This is a genomic window from Methylobacterium sp. J-072 (assembly GCF_022829425.1).
GTDB lineage: Bacteria > Pseudomonadota > Alphaproteobacteria > Rhizobiales > Beijerinckiaceae > Methylobacterium.
The window spans coordinates 1-18300 of sequence record NZ_JAKSYK010000094.1 but is presented as its reverse complement, the minus strand read 5'-3'; the positions used below and the strand labels follow the sequence as shown (position 1 = coordinate 18300).

Annotated in this window: 16 protein-coding genes; 6 read left to right on the top strand and 10 right to left on the bottom strand. The window is 70.1% G+C overall.

Features of this window, described 5'->3' with window-relative positions:
- Positions 1-20 precede the first annotated feature (20 nt).
- Positions 21-866, top strand: a complete 846-nt coding sequence (locus tag MKK67_RS09980; protein WP_243963783.1) for a hypothetical protein — start codon at positions 21-23, stop codon at positions 864-866.
- 13 nt (positions 867-879) lie between these two features.
- On the opposite strand, the gene MKK67_RS09975 is transcribed toward MKK67_RS09980, so the two are convergent.
- The 4 genes from MKK67_RS09975 to MKK67_RS09960 form a co-directional block, all read right to left on the bottom strand.
- Positions 880-2595 (bottom strand): HWE histidine kinase domain-containing protein, encoded by a 1716-nt coding sequence (locus tag MKK67_RS09975; RefSeq protein WP_243963782.1) that lies wholly within the window; start codon positions 2593-2595, stop codon positions 880-882.
- 142 nt (positions 2596-2737) lie between these two features.
- Positions 2738-3472 carry a tRNA (guanine(46)-N(7))-methyltransferase TrmB gene (locus MKK67_RS09970; RefSeq protein WP_243963780.1) on the bottom strand — a complete coding sequence of 245 codons (735 nt, stop codon included), beginning with the start codon at positions 3470-3472 and terminating at the stop codon, positions 2738-2740.
- A gap of 193 nt (positions 3473-3665) precedes the next feature.
- Entirely contained in the window at positions 3666-4844 is a 1179-nt protein-coding gene (gene metK, locus MKK67_RS09965; protein ID WP_243963778.1) for a methionine adenosyltransferase, read from the bottom strand.
- Between the two features lie 168 nt (positions 4845-5012).
- Positions 5013-5423: a helix-turn-helix domain-containing protein gene (locus MKK67_RS09960; RefSeq protein WP_243963868.1), complete on the bottom strand. Its 411-nt coding sequence runs from the start codon at positions 5421-5423 to the stop codon at positions 5013-5015.
- A 565-nt stretch (positions 5424-5988) separates the two neighbouring features.
- Here MKK67_RS09960 and MKK67_RS09955 point away from each other — a divergent pair.
- The 3 genes from MKK67_RS09955 (at position 5989) to MKK67_RS09945 (ending at position 9075) form a co-directional block, all read left to right on the top strand.
- A complete protein-coding gene (locus tag MKK67_RS09955) occupies positions 5989-6828 on the top strand; it encodes an OB-fold nucleic acid binding domain-containing protein (RefSeq protein ID WP_243963776.1) in 840 nt (279 codons plus the stop codon).
- Between the two features lie 5 nt (positions 6829-6833).
- Positions 6834-8321 carry a M48 family metalloprotease gene (locus MKK67_RS09950; RefSeq protein WP_243963774.1) on the top strand — a complete coding sequence of 496 codons (1488 nt, stop codon included), beginning with the start codon at positions 6834-6836 and terminating at the stop codon, positions 8319-8321.
- 73 nt (positions 8322-8394) lie between these two features.
- Positions 8395-9075 carry a glutathione S-transferase family protein gene (locus MKK67_RS09945; protein ID WP_243963773.1) on the top strand — a complete coding sequence of 227 codons (681 nt, stop codon included), beginning with the start codon at positions 8395-8397 and terminating at the stop codon, positions 9073-9075.
- Between the two features lie 379 nt (positions 9076-9454).
- On the opposite strand, the gene MKK67_RS09940 is transcribed toward MKK67_RS09945, so the two are convergent.
- From MKK67_RS09940 to MKK67_RS09920, 5 genes are all read right to left on the bottom strand, one after another.
- Positions 9455-9610 carry a hypothetical protein gene (locus tag MKK67_RS09940; RefSeq protein ID WP_243963772.1) on the bottom strand — a complete coding sequence of 52 codons (156 nt, stop codon included), beginning with the start codon at positions 9608-9610 and terminating at the stop codon, positions 9455-9457.
- An 83-nt stretch (positions 9611-9693) separates the two neighbouring features.
- Positions 9694-10131, bottom strand: a complete 438-nt coding sequence (locus MKK67_RS09935; protein WP_243963771.1) for an EamA family transporter — start codon at positions 10129-10131, stop codon at positions 9694-9696.
- Positions 10132-10243: 112 nt separating this feature from the next.
- Complete coding sequence (locus tag MKK67_RS09930) at positions 10244-12496, bottom strand: xanthine dehydrogenase family protein molybdopterin-binding subunit (RefSeq protein ID WP_243963770.1); 2253 nt, start codon at positions 12494-12496, stop codon at positions 10244-10246.
- Between the two features lie 10 nt (positions 12497-12506).
- Positions 12507-13514 (bottom strand): FAD binding domain-containing protein, encoded by a 1008-nt coding sequence (locus MKK67_RS09925; protein WP_243963769.1) that lies wholly within the window; start codon positions 13512-13514, stop codon positions 12507-12509.
- Positions 13511-14035 (bottom strand): (2Fe-2S)-binding protein, encoded by a 525-nt coding sequence (locus tag MKK67_RS09920; protein WP_243963768.1) that lies wholly within the window; start codon positions 14033-14035, stop codon positions 13511-13513. Before MKK67_RS09920 ends, MKK67_RS09925 begins: the two co-directional genes overlap by 4 nt.
- A gap of 233 nt (positions 14036-14268) precedes the next feature.
- Between MKK67_RS09920 and MKK67_RS09915 the strand changes: the two genes are divergently transcribed.
- Positions 14269-15654 (top strand): M20/M25/M40 family metallo-hydrolase, encoded by a 1386-nt coding sequence (locus MKK67_RS09915; protein WP_243963767.1) that lies wholly within the window; start codon positions 14269-14271, stop codon positions 15652-15654.
- Here MKK67_RS09915 and MKK67_RS09910 read toward each other — a convergent pair.
- On the bottom strand, positions 15645-16349 hold the full coding sequence (locus MKK67_RS09910; RefSeq protein WP_243963766.1) for a ParA family protein: 705 nt from the start codon (positions 16347-16349) through the stop codon (positions 15645-15647). The two genes, MKK67_RS09915 and MKK67_RS09910, sit on opposite strands and share 10 nt — an antisense overlap.
- A gap of 666 nt (positions 16350-17015) precedes the next feature.
- Here MKK67_RS09910 and MKK67_RS09905 point away from each other — a divergent pair.
- Positions 17016-18185 (top strand): SMP-30/gluconolactonase/LRE family protein, encoded by a 1170-nt coding sequence (locus MKK67_RS09905; protein WP_243963765.1) that lies wholly within the window; start codon positions 17016-17018, stop codon positions 18183-18185.
- Positions 18186-18300 lie beyond the last annotated feature (115 nt).

Below are 18300 nucleotides of genomic sequence, written 5' to 3'. Positions count from 1 at the left end.
GGCCCGTTTCAGAGAGTAACATGATCGCTGCGCTGTTCGCGCTCGCCGCCGCCATGGCCATCGGGGGCTGCGCCGCCGTGATCCAGGGCTTTCCCTATGTGCGTCTGGAGAGCGGCCTCGCGATGGTGATCGCGGGTTCCGTCGCGGCCTCGTCGGGCGCCGTGCTGTTCGGGATCGGCGTGCTCGCCCTCACGTTCCGCCGGGTCGAGCGGGCGGTCGGGCACGGCCCGGCGCTCGCGTCCTCCGAGGCCGGGTCCGTCGCCGAGAACCAGCCGCGGCTGCCGCCGGTGCTGCCGGCCGCTCCGGCCTTCATCGTGCCGCCGATCGTCGAGCCGGCCTTCGATCCCGAGCGACCGCGGATCGAGCCCCATCTGAGCCTCGTGGAGGATCGGCCGGACGAGGCCCCGAAGGCCGCCGAGCCGCAGAAGCCTGCCGCGTTGGAATCGGATTTCCCGATCCACGCCTTCCCGTCGACCCCGGTCCCGCAGCAGGAGCCGCCCCGCCGGCACGTCCCGGAGGTGGTCCCCGATCCCGCGGCCGAGCGCAGCCCGGAGGACGACCTGTTCGCCGCGCCCGAAGCGCCCGCCAAGCCCGAGATCCATCCGGATCCCACCCCGGAGCCCGCTCAAGCCCCCCCTGCCCTGCGTCCGAGCCTCGACGCAGCGCCGGACCCCGAGCCCGAGGCGAAGCCGGACACCCGCACCGTGGTCGGGCGCTACGCCTCCGGCGGCAACACCTACGTGATGTTCGAGGACGGCTCGATCGAGGCGGAGACGCCGCAGGGCCGCTTCACCTTCGCGTCCCTGGACGAGCTGAAGGCCTTCGTGGACGGCGGCGGCGAATCCGGGGCGCGCGGCGCCGCCTGACGGGACCCTCCGGTCAGACCAGCGGGTTGAGGCTGTCGTTGCGCGGCGGGATCGGCGCCCGCATGGTCAGGGAAAACCCTTCGGGATCGTAATCGGTCTCGACCTCGGCCTGGACCTGGGTGATCAGCACCCGCTGCAGCAGGCGCGAGCCGAAGCCCTGGCGGCTCGGCGGCCGGACCGGCGGCCCGCCCGATTCGCGCCAGTGGAAGCGCAGGATCCCGGCCGCTCCCCCGGGCTCCAGGGACCAGGTCACCGCGACCCGCCCGGTGCGGTTGGAGAGCGCCCCGTATTTAGCCGCGTTGGTGGTGAGCTCGTGGATCGCCATGCCGATCGGCACCGCGATCTCGGAGGGCAGGTCGATCGCCGGACCGTCGAGGCTGATCCGCCCCTCGGCCCCGCCATCGGCCGCGACCTCCGCGTAGGGCTTCAGCTCGCTGAGCAGCAGGTTCGCCAGCGAGGCGGTCTGCCAGGTATCCTCGGTGAGCACCGCGTGGGTGTGGGCGAGCGATTTGATCCGCCCCACGAACGCCTCGTAGAAATCCTCGATGCTGGAGGCGGTGCGCGCCGTGGAGCCCACGATCGCCTGCACGGTGGCCAGCGTGTTCTTGACCCGGTGGTGCAGCTCCCGGATCAGCAGGCTCTGCCGTTCCTCGGCGATCCGCCGGTCGGTCACGTCGGCGACCACGCCGATCAGGCGCCGGGGCAGGCGGCCGGGCGCATCGCGCTCGAACCGGCCGGCCATGTCGATGGTGCGCCACGCCCCGTCGGACCTCCGCCGAATCCGGCCGCCGATCTGCAGGATCCCGTCCTCCCGCAGCGCCTTCGAGATCGCGTGCCGGACCGCGGCGCGGTCGTCCGGGTGGAGGATGTCGTTCAGAAACTCGTTCTTGCCGATGGTGCCGTCCTCGGGCGCATGCCCGAAGATCTCGTACATGTGCTCGTTTTCCCAGATCGCCTGATCCTCGAGCATGTGCCACTCGAAGATGCCGAGCTTGGCGATCGTGGTCGCCACCCGCAGGCGCTGATCGCGCGACAGGATCTCGTCCCTTGCCTCGACCCGGGTGGTGATGTCCTGGACGACGCCGACCATGCCGGCGAGTTCGCCGTCGCGGCCCGGCACGGCCTGGCCGCGCACCCGCAGGATCACGGTGCGCCCGGCCACCGTCACCGGGGTATCGAAATGGTAGGGCTTGCCGGACCGACGCGCCTCGGCGACGGTTGCGCCGAGGCGCGCGAGTTCCGGATCGGACAGGCCGGTCTTGAGCTCGTCCCACGGCACGGACCGCCCGGGCTGCCGCCCCAGGATCCGGGCCGCCCGGCGCGACAGGGTCAGCAGGCCGCTCGCCCGGTCCCAGCGCCACTCGCCGAGGCCGGCATTCTCCAGCGCCTCGCGGTTCGCCTCGGAATGCGCGGCCGCGTCCGCGTCCACGGTCTCGACCACCAGGGTCCGGCCGGAGCGCCGCACCCGCACGTCGAGCACGGTCCCGTCCGCCCGGCGCCAGGCCTGAATGCCGTCGCCGAGGCCCTCGGGCCGGTCGGCCAGAAACTCCACCGTCGCGCGTCCGGTCAACTGGCCCGGCGGCCAGCCGAGCAGATCGTGCAGGAGCCGGTTGGCGGCGACGATCGTCGCCTCATCCGCCGACAGCACGACGAGGCCGATCGCGGCATCGTCGAAGCCCGCGCGGTACGGGTCGTCCGTCGCCGGGTCTTGACCCACGCTCTCGCCCACTCGGAAACTTCCTCGAACGCGCCGTGGCGCGTTCCCGCACGAGATACCCCCCTGCCGCGGCCCGGACCGCGAAGGCAACTCAGGATGGCGCCCGAGCGTGACCGTTGCAAGGCGTCCCGCCCGGCTGCGGCGACCCGTCCGTTCAGCGCGGGCGGCGCACGAACTCCAGATAGGTGGGGCGCCGGCCCGCCGCCAGCGCCTTCGCCTCGTAGCGGGTCCCGGGCCAGCCCGGGAAGGGCTCGGTCCAGTCGCGGGCCTGCGTCGCCGTCCAGGTCAGGACCGGGCAGCGGGCGGCCCGGACCAGGGTCCAGCCGGCGTAATCGTCGATGTCGCTGGCGAAGCGGAACAGGCCGCCATCCTTCAGGACCCGGCCGATCTCGGCCAGCGAGGCATCCGACACGAAGCGGCGCTTGCACTGGCGGCGCTTCGGCCAGGGGTCGGGATAGAGCAGGTAGACCCGGTCCAGGCAGGCATCCGGCAGGCGCGCCAGCAGGGCGGTCACGTCCTCGTCGCGGATGCGGACGTTGCGCAGACCCCGCGCCTCGATCGCGGCGAGCAGCTTGACCACGCCGTTGACGAAGGGTTCGGCGCCGATGATGCCGATCCGGGGATGAGCTTCGGCCTGGGCGGCGAGGTGCTCGCCGCCGCCGAAGCCGATCTCCAGCCAGACCTCCTCCGGCGCGCCGCCGAGCACCGGGAACAGCGTGCGCGGATCGAGCGGCACGTCGCCCGGCGGCAGGGCGACCCGCAGGGCCGGGAGCAGTTCGGCGAGGCGCCGCTCCTGCAACCCGCGCAGGCGCTTGCCCTTGCGCCGCCCGAAGAAGGCGCGCTCCGGCTCCTCGGCCTCGCGACCGGGTCGTCCGTTCAGGTCAGGCATCAGCTACCAACACGTCGTCCGCGCGCGGGCAGGACGGTTCCAGAGGGCTCACGGCCCCGAAGCAGGGCTCTGCCCTGCACCCGCAAAAGGTCCAAGACCTTTTGAAACCGGGACTCCAAAAAAACGCCAGCGCGCCGTCCCGACTTGAGGACGACGCGCTGGCGGGTCGTTCAGCGCTGGAGCGCGGGCCGCCTTACGACAGGGCCGCCTTCAGCTTCGAAGCGAGGTCGGTGCGCTCCCAGGAGAAGCCGCCATCGGCCTCCGGGGCGCGGCCGAAATGGCCGTAGGCCGCGGTGCGCGCGTAGATCGGCTTGTTCAGGCCGAGCGCCGTGCGGATGCCGCGCGGCGACAGGTCGATGGCGTCCATCAGGATGGATTCGAGCTTGGCCTCGTCGACCTGGCCGGTGCCGTGCAGGTCCACGTAGATCGACAGTGGCTTCGAGACGCCGATCGCGTAGGCGAGCTGGATCGTGGCGCGATGCGCCAGGCCGGCCGCAACCACGTTCTTGGCGAGGTAGCGCGCCGCGTAGGCCGCCGAGCGGTCGACCTTGGTCGGATCCTTGCCCGAGAAGGCGCCGCCGCCGTGCGGGGCCGCGCCGCCGTAGGTGTCGACGATGATCTTGCGGCCGGTGAGACCACAATCGCCGTCCGGACCGCCGATCACGAACTTGCCGGTCGGGTTGACGTGCCAGACGGTGCCCTCGTTGACCCAGCCCTGCGGCAGGGCGGCCCGGATGTAGGGCTCGACGATGGCGCGCACGTCGGCCGAATCCAGCGACTCGTCGAGGTGCTGGGTGGACAGCACGATCTGGGTCGCCTCGACCGGGCGGCCGTTCTCGTAGCGGACCGTGACCTGGCTCTTGGCGTCGGGGCCGAGCTTGCCGGCATCGCCCTCGCCCTTCTTGCGGGCGTCGGCGAGGTCCTTGAGGATCTTGTGGGCGTAGAACAGCGGCGCCGGCATCAGCTCCGGGGTCTCGTCGGCGGCGTAGCCGAACATGATGCCCTGGTCGCCCGCGCCCTCGTCCTTGTTGCCGGCCGCGTCGACGCCCTGGGCGATGTCGGCGGACTGGGCGTGCAGGTAGATCTGGACCTCGTTGTTCTTCCAGTGGAAGCCGTCCTGCTCGTAGCCGATCTCCTTCACGGCCTGGCGGGTCAACTCCTCGAGATCCTTGAAGGTCACGGAATCCGGACCGCGCACCTCACCCGCGATCACGACGCGGTTGGTGGTGGTCAGGGTCTCGACCCCGAGCCGGGCCTCCGGCATCGCCGCGATATAGGCGTCCACCACCGTATCGGAGATCCGGTCGCTGACCTTGTCGGGATGGCCCTCGGAGACCGACTCACTGGTGAACAGGTAGTTGGAACGCGGCATCGGACGGACCCCGGCTACGGGTACGCCGTCGCGATCGCGGCGTTTGACCCCTCATGGGGCCGGGGTTCTCGCACCGGGTCGCGCCACGGTCAAGGCGAAACGCCGGACGGATCCGCTATAACGTACGAAATGGATGAAAAAACGTCCGTTTGCGGCGCGACTCAGCACTCAGCCGTTCAGCTTATGGTCGAGCGCCCGGATGGCGGCGGCGACGTCCCGACGGGCTTCCTCGGAGAAATGCTCGGTGATGTGGCGGCCGACGATCTCGGCCAGGCCCTGCAGGCCACCGCCATCGGTCAGGGGCGCCTGCTCCGGCTCGGAGAAGCCCGGCGCCGTGAAGTCGTCGGTGCGCGGCATGCCCTTGAAGAAATAATCCATCGGCACCCCGGTCATCCGGGAGAAGATGTCGAGATGGACGGCGCTGATCCGGTTGGTGCCCTTCTCGTACTTCTGCAACTGCGCTGCCGACATCCCGAAACTCTGCGCGACGCGACGCTGCGTCAGCGACGCCTTCCGGCGCTGCTCGGCGATGCGTTGACCGACATACACGTCACGCTGATCGGTTTTCTGACCCGCCATGAAGAACTTGCCCACTCCTGCCGCGATTTTCGGGCGGCGAAGCTTAACCGTATCGCGCGTGCGTGTCACCGGCGGGTGACCATCGCGGTAAATGTTTTGCCGCGGTGCTGATTGCGCATCGGCGGCCTGAATTCTGGTGTCCCCGGCAGGGCTCGAACCTGCGACCCCAGGTTTCATACCACTTCGGCTTTCGCCGCCGCGTCCCTTGCGGGCCGCGTTCGTGGCCTGGACTATCCCTTCACCCTGGGCCGTGCTTGCGCCCGGCCGTTAGGTGCCGCCCGTCTAGTCTCTACACCTTCCCGTTCGACGCATCGGCGCCGGGCAGGCTTGGCTCGGGATCGGCAGGACGCCGGAAGACCGGCGCCGGGAGCTTTCCCCGACTTTGAGCGGATCCGCCGCGCGGTTTCCCGGCGCGACGCCCAATTGTGACCGTTTAGGAAACCTGTGCTCTGTCCAGCTGAGCTACGGAGACGACCACGATTCCCATAGCATCAACGCCTGGGCAGGCCAACCGCGCGGTGCACGGGGTGGCGTTCCGGGGCAGAATCGGCCCGGGATGCGTTCGATGATCCGGACAGACGGCGAACCGGCGGAATGGCCGCTGTACCGGGTGACCCTGGTGCTGGCCCTCCTCGGCGCGGCCGCGCCGGCCCGCGCCGCTCCGGGTGCCGCCGAGTGCAGACCGGAGTCGGCCCGCACCGAGATCTTCGACGGGGTCGGGCTGCGCGGCGAGATCCGCCTCGCCTCCGGCGCCCGGATCGTGCTCGACTCAGTCCGTTGGCCGGACGCCCCGGGGGCGGCCGAGGCGGCGCGTGCGTGGCTCGATGCCCGGCGGGGCGACGGCCTCGTCGTTGTTCCGCGCGGACCGCCCGACCGCTGGGGCCGGGCGCACGCCGACATCCAGGTGGCGGATACCGATATCGATCTCGCCGGCGGCCTGCTCGGGGCAGGACTTGCCTTTGCGGACGCGAATGAACGCGGTTCGCTCTGCCGTCCGGCCCTGCGCGCGGTGGAAGATGCCGCCCGAGACAAGAAACTCGGCCTGTGGCGCGAGTCCACGCTCCAGGCCACCGACGGCCCGGCCTTGCGGGCGCAGGAGGGACGCTTCGTCGTCGTGGAGGGCCGCATCCGCCATGTCGGCGAGCGCAGCGCCCGGACCTATCTCGATTTCGTGGCCCGCGGCGAGGACGGGCTCACGGTCACGGTATCGAAACGCACTTGGCGAACGATGCGTACCCGTGGTTTGAGTGCGGCCTCGCTCGAAGGGCGACGCGTGCGGGTCCGCGGCATCCTGGAGGTCTGGCGCGGCCCGACCCTGGAGGCCAACGCCGACGGGGTCGAGATCCTGGGCGAGCCGGACCGGCGCGAGGCCGGGCCGACGGGGGAACGGGAGCTGCGGCGCTGATCGCGATGGGCGGGATCACGGAGCGATTTTGGGAGGTGGGGCGGCGCTTGCGCGGCCGGGCACCGGCCTGCGCCGGGGCGATGCTCCTGGCGGCCAGCCTCGGCGCCTGCGTGGCCGACCAGGCCGCGGGTCCTGTGACGCCGGCCGTGGTCCGGGTGCCGGCCGAGGCGCCGCGCACCACCGGGCGCGAGCGCGCAGCCGATGCCGACCATCTCAAGCTCGTGGCCTCGTTCGGGGGCGAGGTGCGCGCGCCCAACGTGATGCGGATGCTCACGGAGGTGACGGACCGGCTGGTGAAGGCCAGCGAGCGCCCGGACCAGACTTACGCGGTGACGCTGCTCGATTCCCCCGTGGTCAATGCCTTCGCGCTGCCGAACGGGCGGCTCTACGTCACCCGCGGGCTGGTGGCGTTGGCGAGCGATACCTCCGAGGTGGCGGCCGTGCTCGCCCACGAGATGGCGCACGTCACCCTCAACCACGCCACCGCCCGGAGCGAGCTGGAGCTGCGCTCGGCCCTGGTCAGCCGCGTGGTCGCCGACGTCCTGAACGATCCCGATACCGGCGCGCAGCTGCAGCACCAGTCGCGCTTCGCGCTGGCCCGGTTCTCCCGCGAGCAGGAGCTGGAGGCGGACGCCACCGGGGTGCGCACCCTCGCCAAGGCCGGCTACGATCCGTTCGCGGCCGGCCGCTTCCTCACTGCGCTCAACCGCTCGACCAACCTGAAGGCTGGCAGCGGCGGCACCGGCGAGCCCGACATGCTGGCGACCCATCCGGGCACCGCCGAGCGCATCACCCAGGTCACCCGGGCGGCGCGCCGGATCGGGGCGCCGGGCATCGGCGCCGACGACCGGGCGCAGTATCTCGCGGCGGTGGACGGGCTGCCCTACGGCGACAATCCGCGCGACGGCGCGGTGCGCGGCCACCGCTTCGTCCATCCGGGTCTGGGCATCGCCTTCGACGTGCCGGACGGGTTCGTCTTGGAGAACACCCGCTCGGCCGTGCTCGGCACCACCCCGGACGGCAACCGGCGGCTGCTGTTCGACCAGATCGAGGCCAAGGACGGCCAGCCCCTCGACGCGGCCCTGAAGGGCAGCTGGAACGACGCCCTCGACCCGGCCGGGTTCGAGACCCGCGAGGTCGGCGGCCACCCGGCAGCCTTCGCGCTGTCCCGCGGCAAGGACTGGACCTTCCGCCTCGCGGCGATCCGGGTCGACGACGCGACCTTCCGGATGATCATGGCCGCCCAGGGCGCAACCGACCCTGAGCCGGCCTTCCGCCCCTGGGTCGCGAGCCTGCGGGCGATCACCCCCGAGGAGGCGGTGCTGCGGCCCCTGCGGCTGCAGGTGGTCCAGGCCGGCTCGACCAGCGCCGAGGAACTCGCCCACCGCATGGCGGTGCCGGACCGGGCGCTCGACCGGTTCCTGGTCCTCAACGGCTTGGAGCGCGGCGCCGCCCTGGTGCCGGGCCGCAGCTACAAGATCGTGGTGGAATAGCCGCCCCGCACCGGCGCGGCTTGCGCAGGCTCGGCCCGCGGACAACCGTTCGCAGCCGTTCAGGGAGAGCGCCGTGATTCGATTCTTCTACAATCTCAGCCCCAACCCGATGAAGGTCGCCCTCTGCCTGGAGGAGATGGGCCTGCCTTACGAGCCGGTGCCGGTGGATCCGCGCATGGGCGAGCAGTTCGATCCCGCCTACACGGCGCTCAACCCGAACGCGAAGGTGCCGACCATCGTCGACGACGACGTGACGGTGTTCGATTCGAACGCGATCCTGCTCTACCTCGCGGGCAAGACCGGCCAGTTCCTGCCCGAGGGCGAGGCGGTGCGGGGCGAGATGCTGTCCTGGCTGATGTTCGTGGCCACCGGCATCGGGCCGTTCTCCGGCCAATGCGTCCATTTCCGCCACTTCGCCCGCGACGGCGGCGCCTACGCCACTGAGCGCTACGCCTTCGAAGCGCGCCGCCACTGGGACATCCTGAACACGCGGCTCGCGGACCGGCCGTTCGTGCTGGGCGAGACCTACACGATCGTCGACATCGCGGTGTGGGGCTGGGCCCGGATGGTGCCGTTCGTGCTGGGCGAGGACGCCTTCGCGGGATTGCCGAACGTCAAGCGCCACCTCGACGCGATCAACGCCCGCCCGGCCGCGCAGGCCACCGAGGCTCTGAAGGGCCACCACACCTTCAAGGCCGAGATGGACGACGAGGCGCGCAACTTCATGTTCCGCGCGGGCCGGAGTGCCGCTTAGACGAGTCGGTCCCGATCGCGTTTCAATACGGTGCGCGACAGCGTGACATCGAAGGGCGCCGGATCGATTGACTGTGCCGGCTGACGGACACCATAGGTTGATCCCAACCCCCTCCCTCATCCTGAGGTGCGAGCGCAGCGAGCCTCGAAGGAGGTCTCCAGGGATCGCGCGGCTGGCTGGAGGGCTCCTTCGAGGCCTCCGCTGCGCTACGCCGCCTCAGGATGAGGGGATTGGATGGGAGGAGCGCCGAGCAGGACCAAGCGAGCCCCTGTCGTGTACCGTGGCGTTGCAATCGGGAACGACGCCAAATCCTTGATTTCAGCGCGCTTGCCGCCGGACCGGTATCCACTTCGGCGTCACGCGCTCCAATGCCCCCGGTTCAGGGCCCGGCGCGCGTCACGGAGAGCATCGGCAGGGTGACGGCGAACCCGTCGCCCGGCGCCGGCGGGGTGCCGAGCGTCAGGCAAGCGCCGAGGCCGAGGCAGAAAGCGAGACCGAGCAGCGAGGTCTCGAAGCCGCGATAGACCGCTTGCATGGGAGGTCTCCTTCGCACGAGACCGCCAGGATGCACCCGACCGGTAAACGGATCGGTGTGCTGGCGCTCATCCCGTGAGACGATCACCAGCCCGAGGCGACCAGGGCTGCCCCGGCGGCGATCAGTCCGACCCCTGCCCACGCTGCGAAGCTCAATGTCTCGCCGAGCAGGCCGGCGCCGAGGATCGCGACCAGCACGACGCTGAGCTTGTCCAGCGGCGCAACCCGGGCGGCATCGCCCAGCGACAGCGCCCGGAAGTAGCACAGCCACGACGCCCCGGTCGCGAGCCCCGACAGGACCAGGAAGACCAAGCTGCGGCCGGAGATCTGCGCGAGTCCTCCGGTCTGGCCGGAGCCGACCACGATCGCCCCCGCGAAGGCGACGATCACCAGGGTGCGCACGAAGGTGGCGACATCCGATTGCACGCCCGCAACCCCGACCTTGGCGAGGATCGCGGTCAGCGCTGCGAATCCGGCGGCGGCAAGCGCCCAGAAGCGCCAGGATTGCAGAAGGTGGCTCAAGGAGGGCTCATGCACGAAGACCGCCGCACACTCTGTACGACGGTCTTTCTGTAACGACTTGTGAGTCCCGGAAGCAGCCGATGTTTCACGGGAAACATCGGCTGCTCACCCGTCACAGCAGCTTGTCGATCGTGATCGGAAGGTCGCGCACCCGCTTGCCGGTGGCGTGGAACACCGCGTTGGTGATCGCCGCCGCGGTACCGACGATGCCGATCTCGCCCAGGCCTTTCACGCCCAGCGGATTGGCCTTGTCCTCCTCGTCCACGAAGATCACGTCGATGTCGTAGATGTCGGCGTGAACCGGCACATGATACTCGCCGAGATTGTGGTTCATGAACCGGCCGAAGCGGTGGTCGAGCATCGACTCCTCTTCGAGCGCCGAGCCGATCCCCATCACCACGCCGCCCAAAATCTGGCTGCGCGCGGTCTTCGGGTTCAGGATTTTGCCCGCGGCGATCGCCGAGACCACCCGGGTGAGCCGGACTTGGCCCAGCTCCTCATCGACCTTCACCTCCACGAAGATCGCCCCGTGGGTGTAGGCTTGGTAGGTGTCGTTGAAGTCCTTGTCCGGGCCGGCCTGCTCCACCGCCTCGACCTTGTCGACCCCGGCCGCCCGCATCACCTCGACCATCGAGACGCTGCGGCTGGGATCACCCGCCACCGAGATGCGACCGTCCTCGAAGACGGCGCGGTCGACGTCGACATTGGCGAGCGGCGAGTTCTCGAGACCGCGAGCCAGCTTGAACAGCTGCTCGCCGACATTGCGGCAGGCCTTCATCACGGCGGTGCCGGAAGAGGCCGCGGTCCAGGATCCGCCGGCGACCGGCGCCTCGGGCAGGCGCGTGTCGCCGAGCTTGGTGGTGACCGATTCCATCGGCAGGCCGAGGGTGTCGGCGGCGATCTGGGTCAGGATCGTGTAGGTGCCGGTGCCGATGTCGCCGGTGGAATTGCCCACCACCAGCCGGCCGTCGGCGGTGAGCGTCGCGATGGCGCTCGACTGCATCATCATCGATTCCCAGACGCCGGTGGCGACGCCCCAGCCGACCAGCTCGCGGCCCTCGCGCATGGAGCGGGGCTCGGGGCTGCGCTTGGACCAGCCGAAGCGCTCGGCGCCCTGCGTGAAGCAGGCCTTCAGCTCCTTGGAGCCGAACGGCTTGCCCTCGGCGGTGGCGTCGGACTCCGCGTAGTTCTTCAGCCGCAGCGCGATCGGATCCATCCCGGTCGCGTAGGCGAGCTCGTCCATGGCGGTCTCGATGGCGAAGACGCCGGTGACGGCGCCGGGCGCACGCATGTCGCCCGGGGTGGCGGTGTCGAGCTTGGCGATCCGGTAGGTCAGGGCGACGTTATCGCAGCGGTAGAGCACCCCCGACCAGTTGACGATGACCTCCTGGTAATCCTCGTAATGAGAGGTGCCCTGCACGGCATCGTGCCGGAGCGCCGTTAGGGTCCCGTCCGCCTCGGCACCGAGGGACACGGTCTGCAGCGCCTCGCCCCGGTAGGTGAAGGACCACATCTGGTCGCGGGTCAGGGTCACCCGGACCGAGCGCTTCAGCTCCTGGGCGGCCAGCATCGCCAGGAAGGCCTGGTATTGCGGGCGCAGGCCGGAGCCGAAGCCGCCGCCGAGATAGGGATTGAGCACCCGCACCTGATCGGGCTTCAGGCCGAACACGTTGGCGAGATACTGGTGGCTGTTCGAGACGCCCTGGATCTTGTCGTAGACCGTGTAGGTCCCGTCCTTCTCCACCACCACCGTGGTGGCGTGCGGCTCCATCGGGTTGTGGTGCTCGTTGGCCAGGGTGTAGGCGCCCTGCACGCGGATCGGCGCGCTGCCGAAGGCCTGGTCGGCGTCACCCCACGGCTCCGGCGGCGGCTTGATGCCCTCGCGCTTGCCGGGCGGATCGTAGGCCTCGCCGCGCACGGCCCGGAGGTCGGTCGTCGGCTCCTGGGCCTCGTAGCGGACCTGGATCAGCGAGGCGGCGTAGCGCGCCGTCTCGAAATCCTCGGCCACCACCAGGGCGACCGGCTGGCCGCTATAGACGATCAGGTCGTCATAGAGGGCGCGGAACGGCGAGCCGGGGGGCGCCACCGCGTCCTGGAAGTTCTTGTCCCGCCACGCGGTGCGCGGCCGGTTCTCGTGGGTAATCACCTTGAGGACGCCCGGCACCGCCTCGGCTTCAGCGGAGTCGATCGCCGCGATCCGGCCCTTGGCGATGGCGCTCGATACCACATAGCCGTAGGCGAGGTCCGGGGCGGCGAACTCGCCCGCGTATTTGGCCAAGCCGGTGACCTTGGCGGGTCCGTCGATGCGGCTGCGCGGGCTGCCGACGAAGGTGTCGTGGCCGGTGGAGCTGAAGGTCTGGGTCATATCGGGATGCCTACTGGATGCGCTTGTCGCTGAGCGACTGGGGCGTGCCGGCAGCAGCCTGTTCGAGGCCGCGCACGATGGCCCGCCGGGCGAGGTCGATCTTGAAGCCGTTGGCCGATTGCGGCTTGGCCTCGGAGACGATGAGGTCGGCCGCCTGCTGGAAGCTCTCGCGGGTGGCGGGCTTGCCCTCCAGCAGCGCCTCGGCCTCGCGGTTGCGCCAGGGCTTGTGGGCGACGCCGCCGAGCGCCAGGCGGGCGGTCTTGATCGTGTCGCCGTCGAGCTCGACGCCGGCCGCCACCGAGACCAGCGCGAAGGCGTAGGACAGCCGGTCGCGCAGCTTCAGGTAGGTGTAGTGCTGCGGGAACCTGCTCTCGGGGAGGTCGACCGAGACGACGATCTCGCCGGGGGCGAGGTTGGTGTCGATCTCGGGGCTGTCTCCCGGCAGGCGGTGGAAATCCGCGAACGGGATCGTCCGCTCGCCCTGCGGCCCACTCACCCGGACCGTCGCCTCGAGCGCCGCCAGGGCGACGCACATGTCGGACGGGTGGGTGGCAATGCAGCTCTCGCTCGCCCCGAAGATCGCGTGGATGCGGTTGACGCCGCCGATCGCCGGGCAGCCGGAGCCGGGCTCGCGCTTGTTGCAGGGCGTGGCCGTGTCGTAAAAGTAGTAGCAGCGGGTCCGCTGCAGCAGGTTGCCGCCCGTGGAGGCGGCGTTGCGCAGCTGCGCCGAGGCACCGGCCAGGATGGCGTTGCGCAACAGCGGGTATTGCGCGGCGACGCGCTCGTCGTAGGCCACCTTGGCGTTGGTTGCGAGCGCCCCGAGCCGCAGGCCGCTTTCATGCGCCTCGATGCCGTCGAGGGGCAGGCGGGTGATGTCGATCAGCCGGCCCGGCTTCTCGACCTCGTACTTCATCAGGTCGATCAGGTTGGTGCCGCCCGCGATGAACCGCGCCCCCGCCCCGTAAGCCTGGACCGCCTCCGCCACCGTGCCGGCGCGGACATAATCGAACCGGTTCATCGCGCCGCTCCCTGCATCACGTCCTCGATGGCATCGACGATGTTGGTGTAGGCGCCGCAGCGGCAGATGTTGCCGCTCATCGCCTCCCGGATTTCCTCGCGGCTGTGGGCGTGGCCCTCGTTCATCAGTCCCACCGAGGAGCAGAGCTGGCCCGGGGTGCAGTAGCCGCACTGGAAGGCGTCGTGCTCGATGAACGCCTCCTGGATCGGATGCAGCGCGTTGCTGCCGCCCCGGTCGCCGAGGCCAGCGAGGCCCTCGACCGTGGTGATCTCGGCGCCGTCCTTCATCACCGCCAGCGTCAGGCAGGCATTCACCCGGGTGCCGTTGACCAGCACCGTGCAGGCGCCGCACTGGCCGTGGTCGCAGCCTTTCTTGGTGCCGGTGAGGTCGAGCTTCTCACGCAGGAGATCGAGCAGCGTGGTCCAGGGCGTGACCGTGAGCTCGCGCCGCTGCCCGTTGATCGTCAGGGTGATGGCGAGGCCGGCATCGGCCCGCACCGGCGGACTTTTTTCGAGAAGCATGGGCTGGTCCAAGGTCTGGAGCCGCCGCGAATCCGGGCGGGGAACGGATCGGTCTGGGTGCGGCGACGGAGCGACGGGCGCGCCAGCCAGACGGTTCTGTCGATAACCATTCCAATCTGCTCCCGTTCCGAGGACGATCGGTCTCAGGGTTGGACGTTCGGGCGTTGCCGCGCCCACCTCGCCTCGGGTAACTCTGTCGTCTCGAAAAATCCTGCCGCATCCCGGAGCCCCCGATGGCCGCGCTCGACGCGATCCTCAACGACATCGACACGGACCTGGAGAACGCCCTGGAGCGGCTGTTCGCCTTCCTGCGGATCCCGTCGATCTCGACCGAGCCGGCCCATGCCGGCGATTGCCGGGCCGCCGCCGCGTGGCTCGCCCAGGACCTCACGGCGCTCGGCTTCGAGACCTCCGTGGAGGACACGTCCCTTCACCCGGTGGTGCTCGCGACCAAGCCGAAGCCCGGCGCGCCGCACGTGCTGTTCTACGGCCATTACGACGTGCAGCCGGTCGACCCGCTCGACCTGTGGACGACGCCGCCCTTCGAGCCGCGCATCGCGTCGGATGCGGAGGGTCACAAAACGATCGTCGGGCGCGGCGCCTCCGACGACAAGGGCCAGGTCATGACCTTCGTGGAGGCGTGCCGGGCCCATATCGCGATGAGCGGCGAGCTGCCCTGCGGCGTCACGATCCTGATCGAGGGCGCCGAGGAAAGCGGCTCGCAGGGCCTGCCGGAATGGGTCGCGGCCAACCGCGACCGCCTGGGCTGCGACGTGGTGCTCGTGTGCGACACCGGCATGTGGGACCGACGCACGCCCGCCATCACCTCGTCCCTGCGCGGGCTCGCGTATTTCGAGGTGAAGGTCACCTGCGCCGACCGGGACCTGCATTCGGGCTTCTTCGGCGGCGCCGCGCGCAACCCGATCCACGTGCTCGCCAAGATCATCGCCGACCTGCACGATGAAGACGGGCGGGTGACGATCCCGGGCTTCTACGACGGCGTGCACGAGCGCCCGCCCGAGGTGCTGGAGCAGTGGCGCGGCCTGGGCCTGACGCCCGAGACGCTGCTCGGGCCGATCGGCCTGAAGGAGCCGGCCGGCGAGCGCGGGCGGATGCCGATCGAGCTGGTGCAGTCGCGCCCGTCCTGCGACGCCAACGGCATCATCGGCGGCTATACCGGCGAGGGCACCAAGACGGTGATCGCCTCCACCGCCTCGGCCAAGATCTCGTTCCGCCTCGTGGACGACCAGGACCCGAAGGTTCTGGCCGAACGGTTCGAGGCCTTCGTGCGCGAACGGGTGCCGGCGGACTGCAAAGTCGAATTCATCACCTACAAGGGCTCGCGGGCGATCAGCCTGCCCTTCGACATGCCGCAGCTCGGGGCCGCCAAGACGGCGCTCGCCGAGGAATGGGGCGTGCCGGCCGTGACCGTGGGTGCCGGCGGCTCGATCCCGATCGTCGGCGACTTCAAGCGGCTCCTGGACCGCGACACGCTGCTGATCGGCTTCGGCCTCGACGACGACCGGATCCACTCGCCCAACGAGAAGTACGACCTGACGAGCTTCCACAAGGGCACGCGCTCCTGGGCGCGGATCCTCGCAGCGCTCGCTCAGGGCTGAGCGTCAGACGCCCGCATCTTCGCGTCGATCCAGGCCCACAGGGCCCGGATCTCCTCGGCGGCGGGGCTCGCGGGCGCGTATTCCGTGACGCCGAGCCCGGTCGCCAGGGCGTCTTGGTGATCGACCCGGTGGATGATGCCCGGCTCGGCCAGCACGCCCAGCGCCCGCAATTGCGCAGCATAGGCGCTGGTGCGCGGCGAGGGCGGCGGCGGGCACTGGTTCAGCACCAGGGCGAACCGGCCGCGCAGGCCGAGAGTCATCAGGGCCTGGAGGGTCGGGCGCGCCGCCACGATGTCGAGGCGCGAGGGCCGCACCGGCATCAGCACGAAATCCGCATCCTTCAAGGCGGGCGCCAGCCCGCTGGCGCTGCCGGCGGTGTCGAGGACGACGAGGGTCGTGCCCTGCTGGGCAAGGATGTCCAGAATTTCCGGGAGCTGGCCGATCTCCCAAGGCTGGAGCCGGTCGATCGCCACGATGTCGGTCTCGCGCGTCGCGCCCCAGCCGGCCAGGGAGCCCTGCGGGTCGAGATCGAGGGCGGTCACACGCTCGCCGGCCTCCGCGGCTGCGACGGCGAGCGAGGCCGCCAGCGTGGTCTTGCCGGTGCCGCCCTTCTGGACCGCCACCGCGAGGACCCGCGGCTGGGCGCTCCGTGGCGGCGCGGCCTCCGGCTCATGTCCGGATCCTTGGGGATCCATGGGTCTCCTACCTGTCGATCTCGGCCCTGTCCCCGCGCGCGTCGCAGCGCTGGAAGACGGCTGTCCAGTCCCGTGTTGAGCGTGAGTCCCCCCGCGCGGCCGCCGCACCGGCGACCGTAGCGAGGTACCATGACGATGCGATCATGAACACCGGAGGCCGGAACACGGCATATCCGGACCCGATCCCGACCCCATGAAAGACGCGAAGGTCTTGCCGGCGGCAATCGGCCCGCGGTTCCACGCGGGTCTGTTAAAAAACTTCTGCTGCGCGACCGGATACTCCGCAACCGATCGATGTCGTTACTGATACTGAACCGCCCTTAGCGCGGGACAGACAGGAATGTCAACAATTTTATCAATACATAAATATAGATATTAAATCGATAATTGTCTTATATTTGCTCGTAAAAAACTTCTTACGACATTGATACGTGCACAAATATGAAACGCAGCGAAGATGTCTGCCGTTCGATACGCAGGATCACAGATCTGATCAGTACCGGAGGATCCGTGTTCGCGCGCCTGCGCCGCGATCCGAGGCGGGATCGCCCGCCCCTGCCGCGCGTTGGGCCGGTATTCCCGACCCTGCAGGCCGGGGAGGCCCCTCGACCCGCCGGAAGCGGCGAAGGCGGGCCGCCGGCCCGACCGCCAAGCCACAGGATCTGCATGCCCCTCGACCGCCGCCGCCTGATCGGATCGGGTCTCGTCGCCCTCGCGGCCGGACCGGCGAGCGCCGCGTCGTCGCCCCACCGCGAGCCCCCTACCAGCCGCCCCGCCGGGGTGCTGGAACTGGCGATGGGTGCCGACGCCCCGTCCACGCCCACCGGCTTGGCGATCGCCCGGGGCGGCCGGATGTTCGTGATGATGCCGCGCTTTACCGGATCGGAACCGGTGACGCTGGGCGAGGTGCTGCCCGACGGTTCGGTGAAGCCCTACCCGGACGCCCGGACCAATAAGCCGGACCCGAAGGACCCGCAGGCGACCCTGTTCCACGTGCCCAACGGCGTGTTCGACCGCAATGACACGTTCTGGATCCTCGATTCCGGCCTGCCCGAGGGCAAGGGCAAGCCGGTGCCGGGGGGCGCCAAGCTCGTGGAGATCGACATCACCCAGGACCGGATCCGCCGGGTGATCCCGCTCGATGCCGGTGTCGTCGAGCATTCCTCCCTGAACGACCTCCGCGTCGACGTGCGCGACGACCGGGCGCTCGCCTACATCACCGACCAGGGCCAGGGCGGCCAGGGGGCGATCCTGGCGGTGGACCTCGCCAGCGGGCGGGTGACACGCCGCCTCGCCGACCATCCGAGCACCGCCACGGAGGAGGGCCTGGTCAAGTTCGTGGAGTTGCGGCCCGTGATGGAGCAGAAGGGCGATACGCCGGCCAAGCACCCGAAGGGCGGCGCCAACGGCATCGCGATCAGCCCGGACGGGCGCCGCCTGTACTACGCGCCGCTGATGAGCCGGCGCCTCTACGCGGTGGAGACCGCGGCGCTGCTCGACCCGACCGTGTCGGACGCGGCCCTGGCCGCCAAGGTCCAGGATCTCGGCGAGAAGGGCATGACCGGCGGCCTGACAACAGATTCGCAGGACCGGATCTATCTCAGCCTGCAGGAGCACAACGCCGTCGGCCGGCGCTGGCCGGACGGCACCGTGGAGGTGCTCGCCGCCGACGACCGCCTGGTCTGGGCCGACACGTTCTGGATCACCCCGGACCGCTGGCTCTACATCTCGGGCGCCCAGGTCAACCGCCGGCCGGAATTCAACCGCGGCCAGGACCTGCAGCAGCGCCCCTACGCGATCCTGCGGATGCGCATCGACGCGGATCCGGTGCTGTAGGGTGGGATTCGGCACCGCGTGACCGGCCCGGAATCGGCTATGGGCTGCGCACCTGCGCAGCCGATCCCGGACCACCGTGATGGACCTCTCGCACGACCCCGACTTCTTCGCCGTC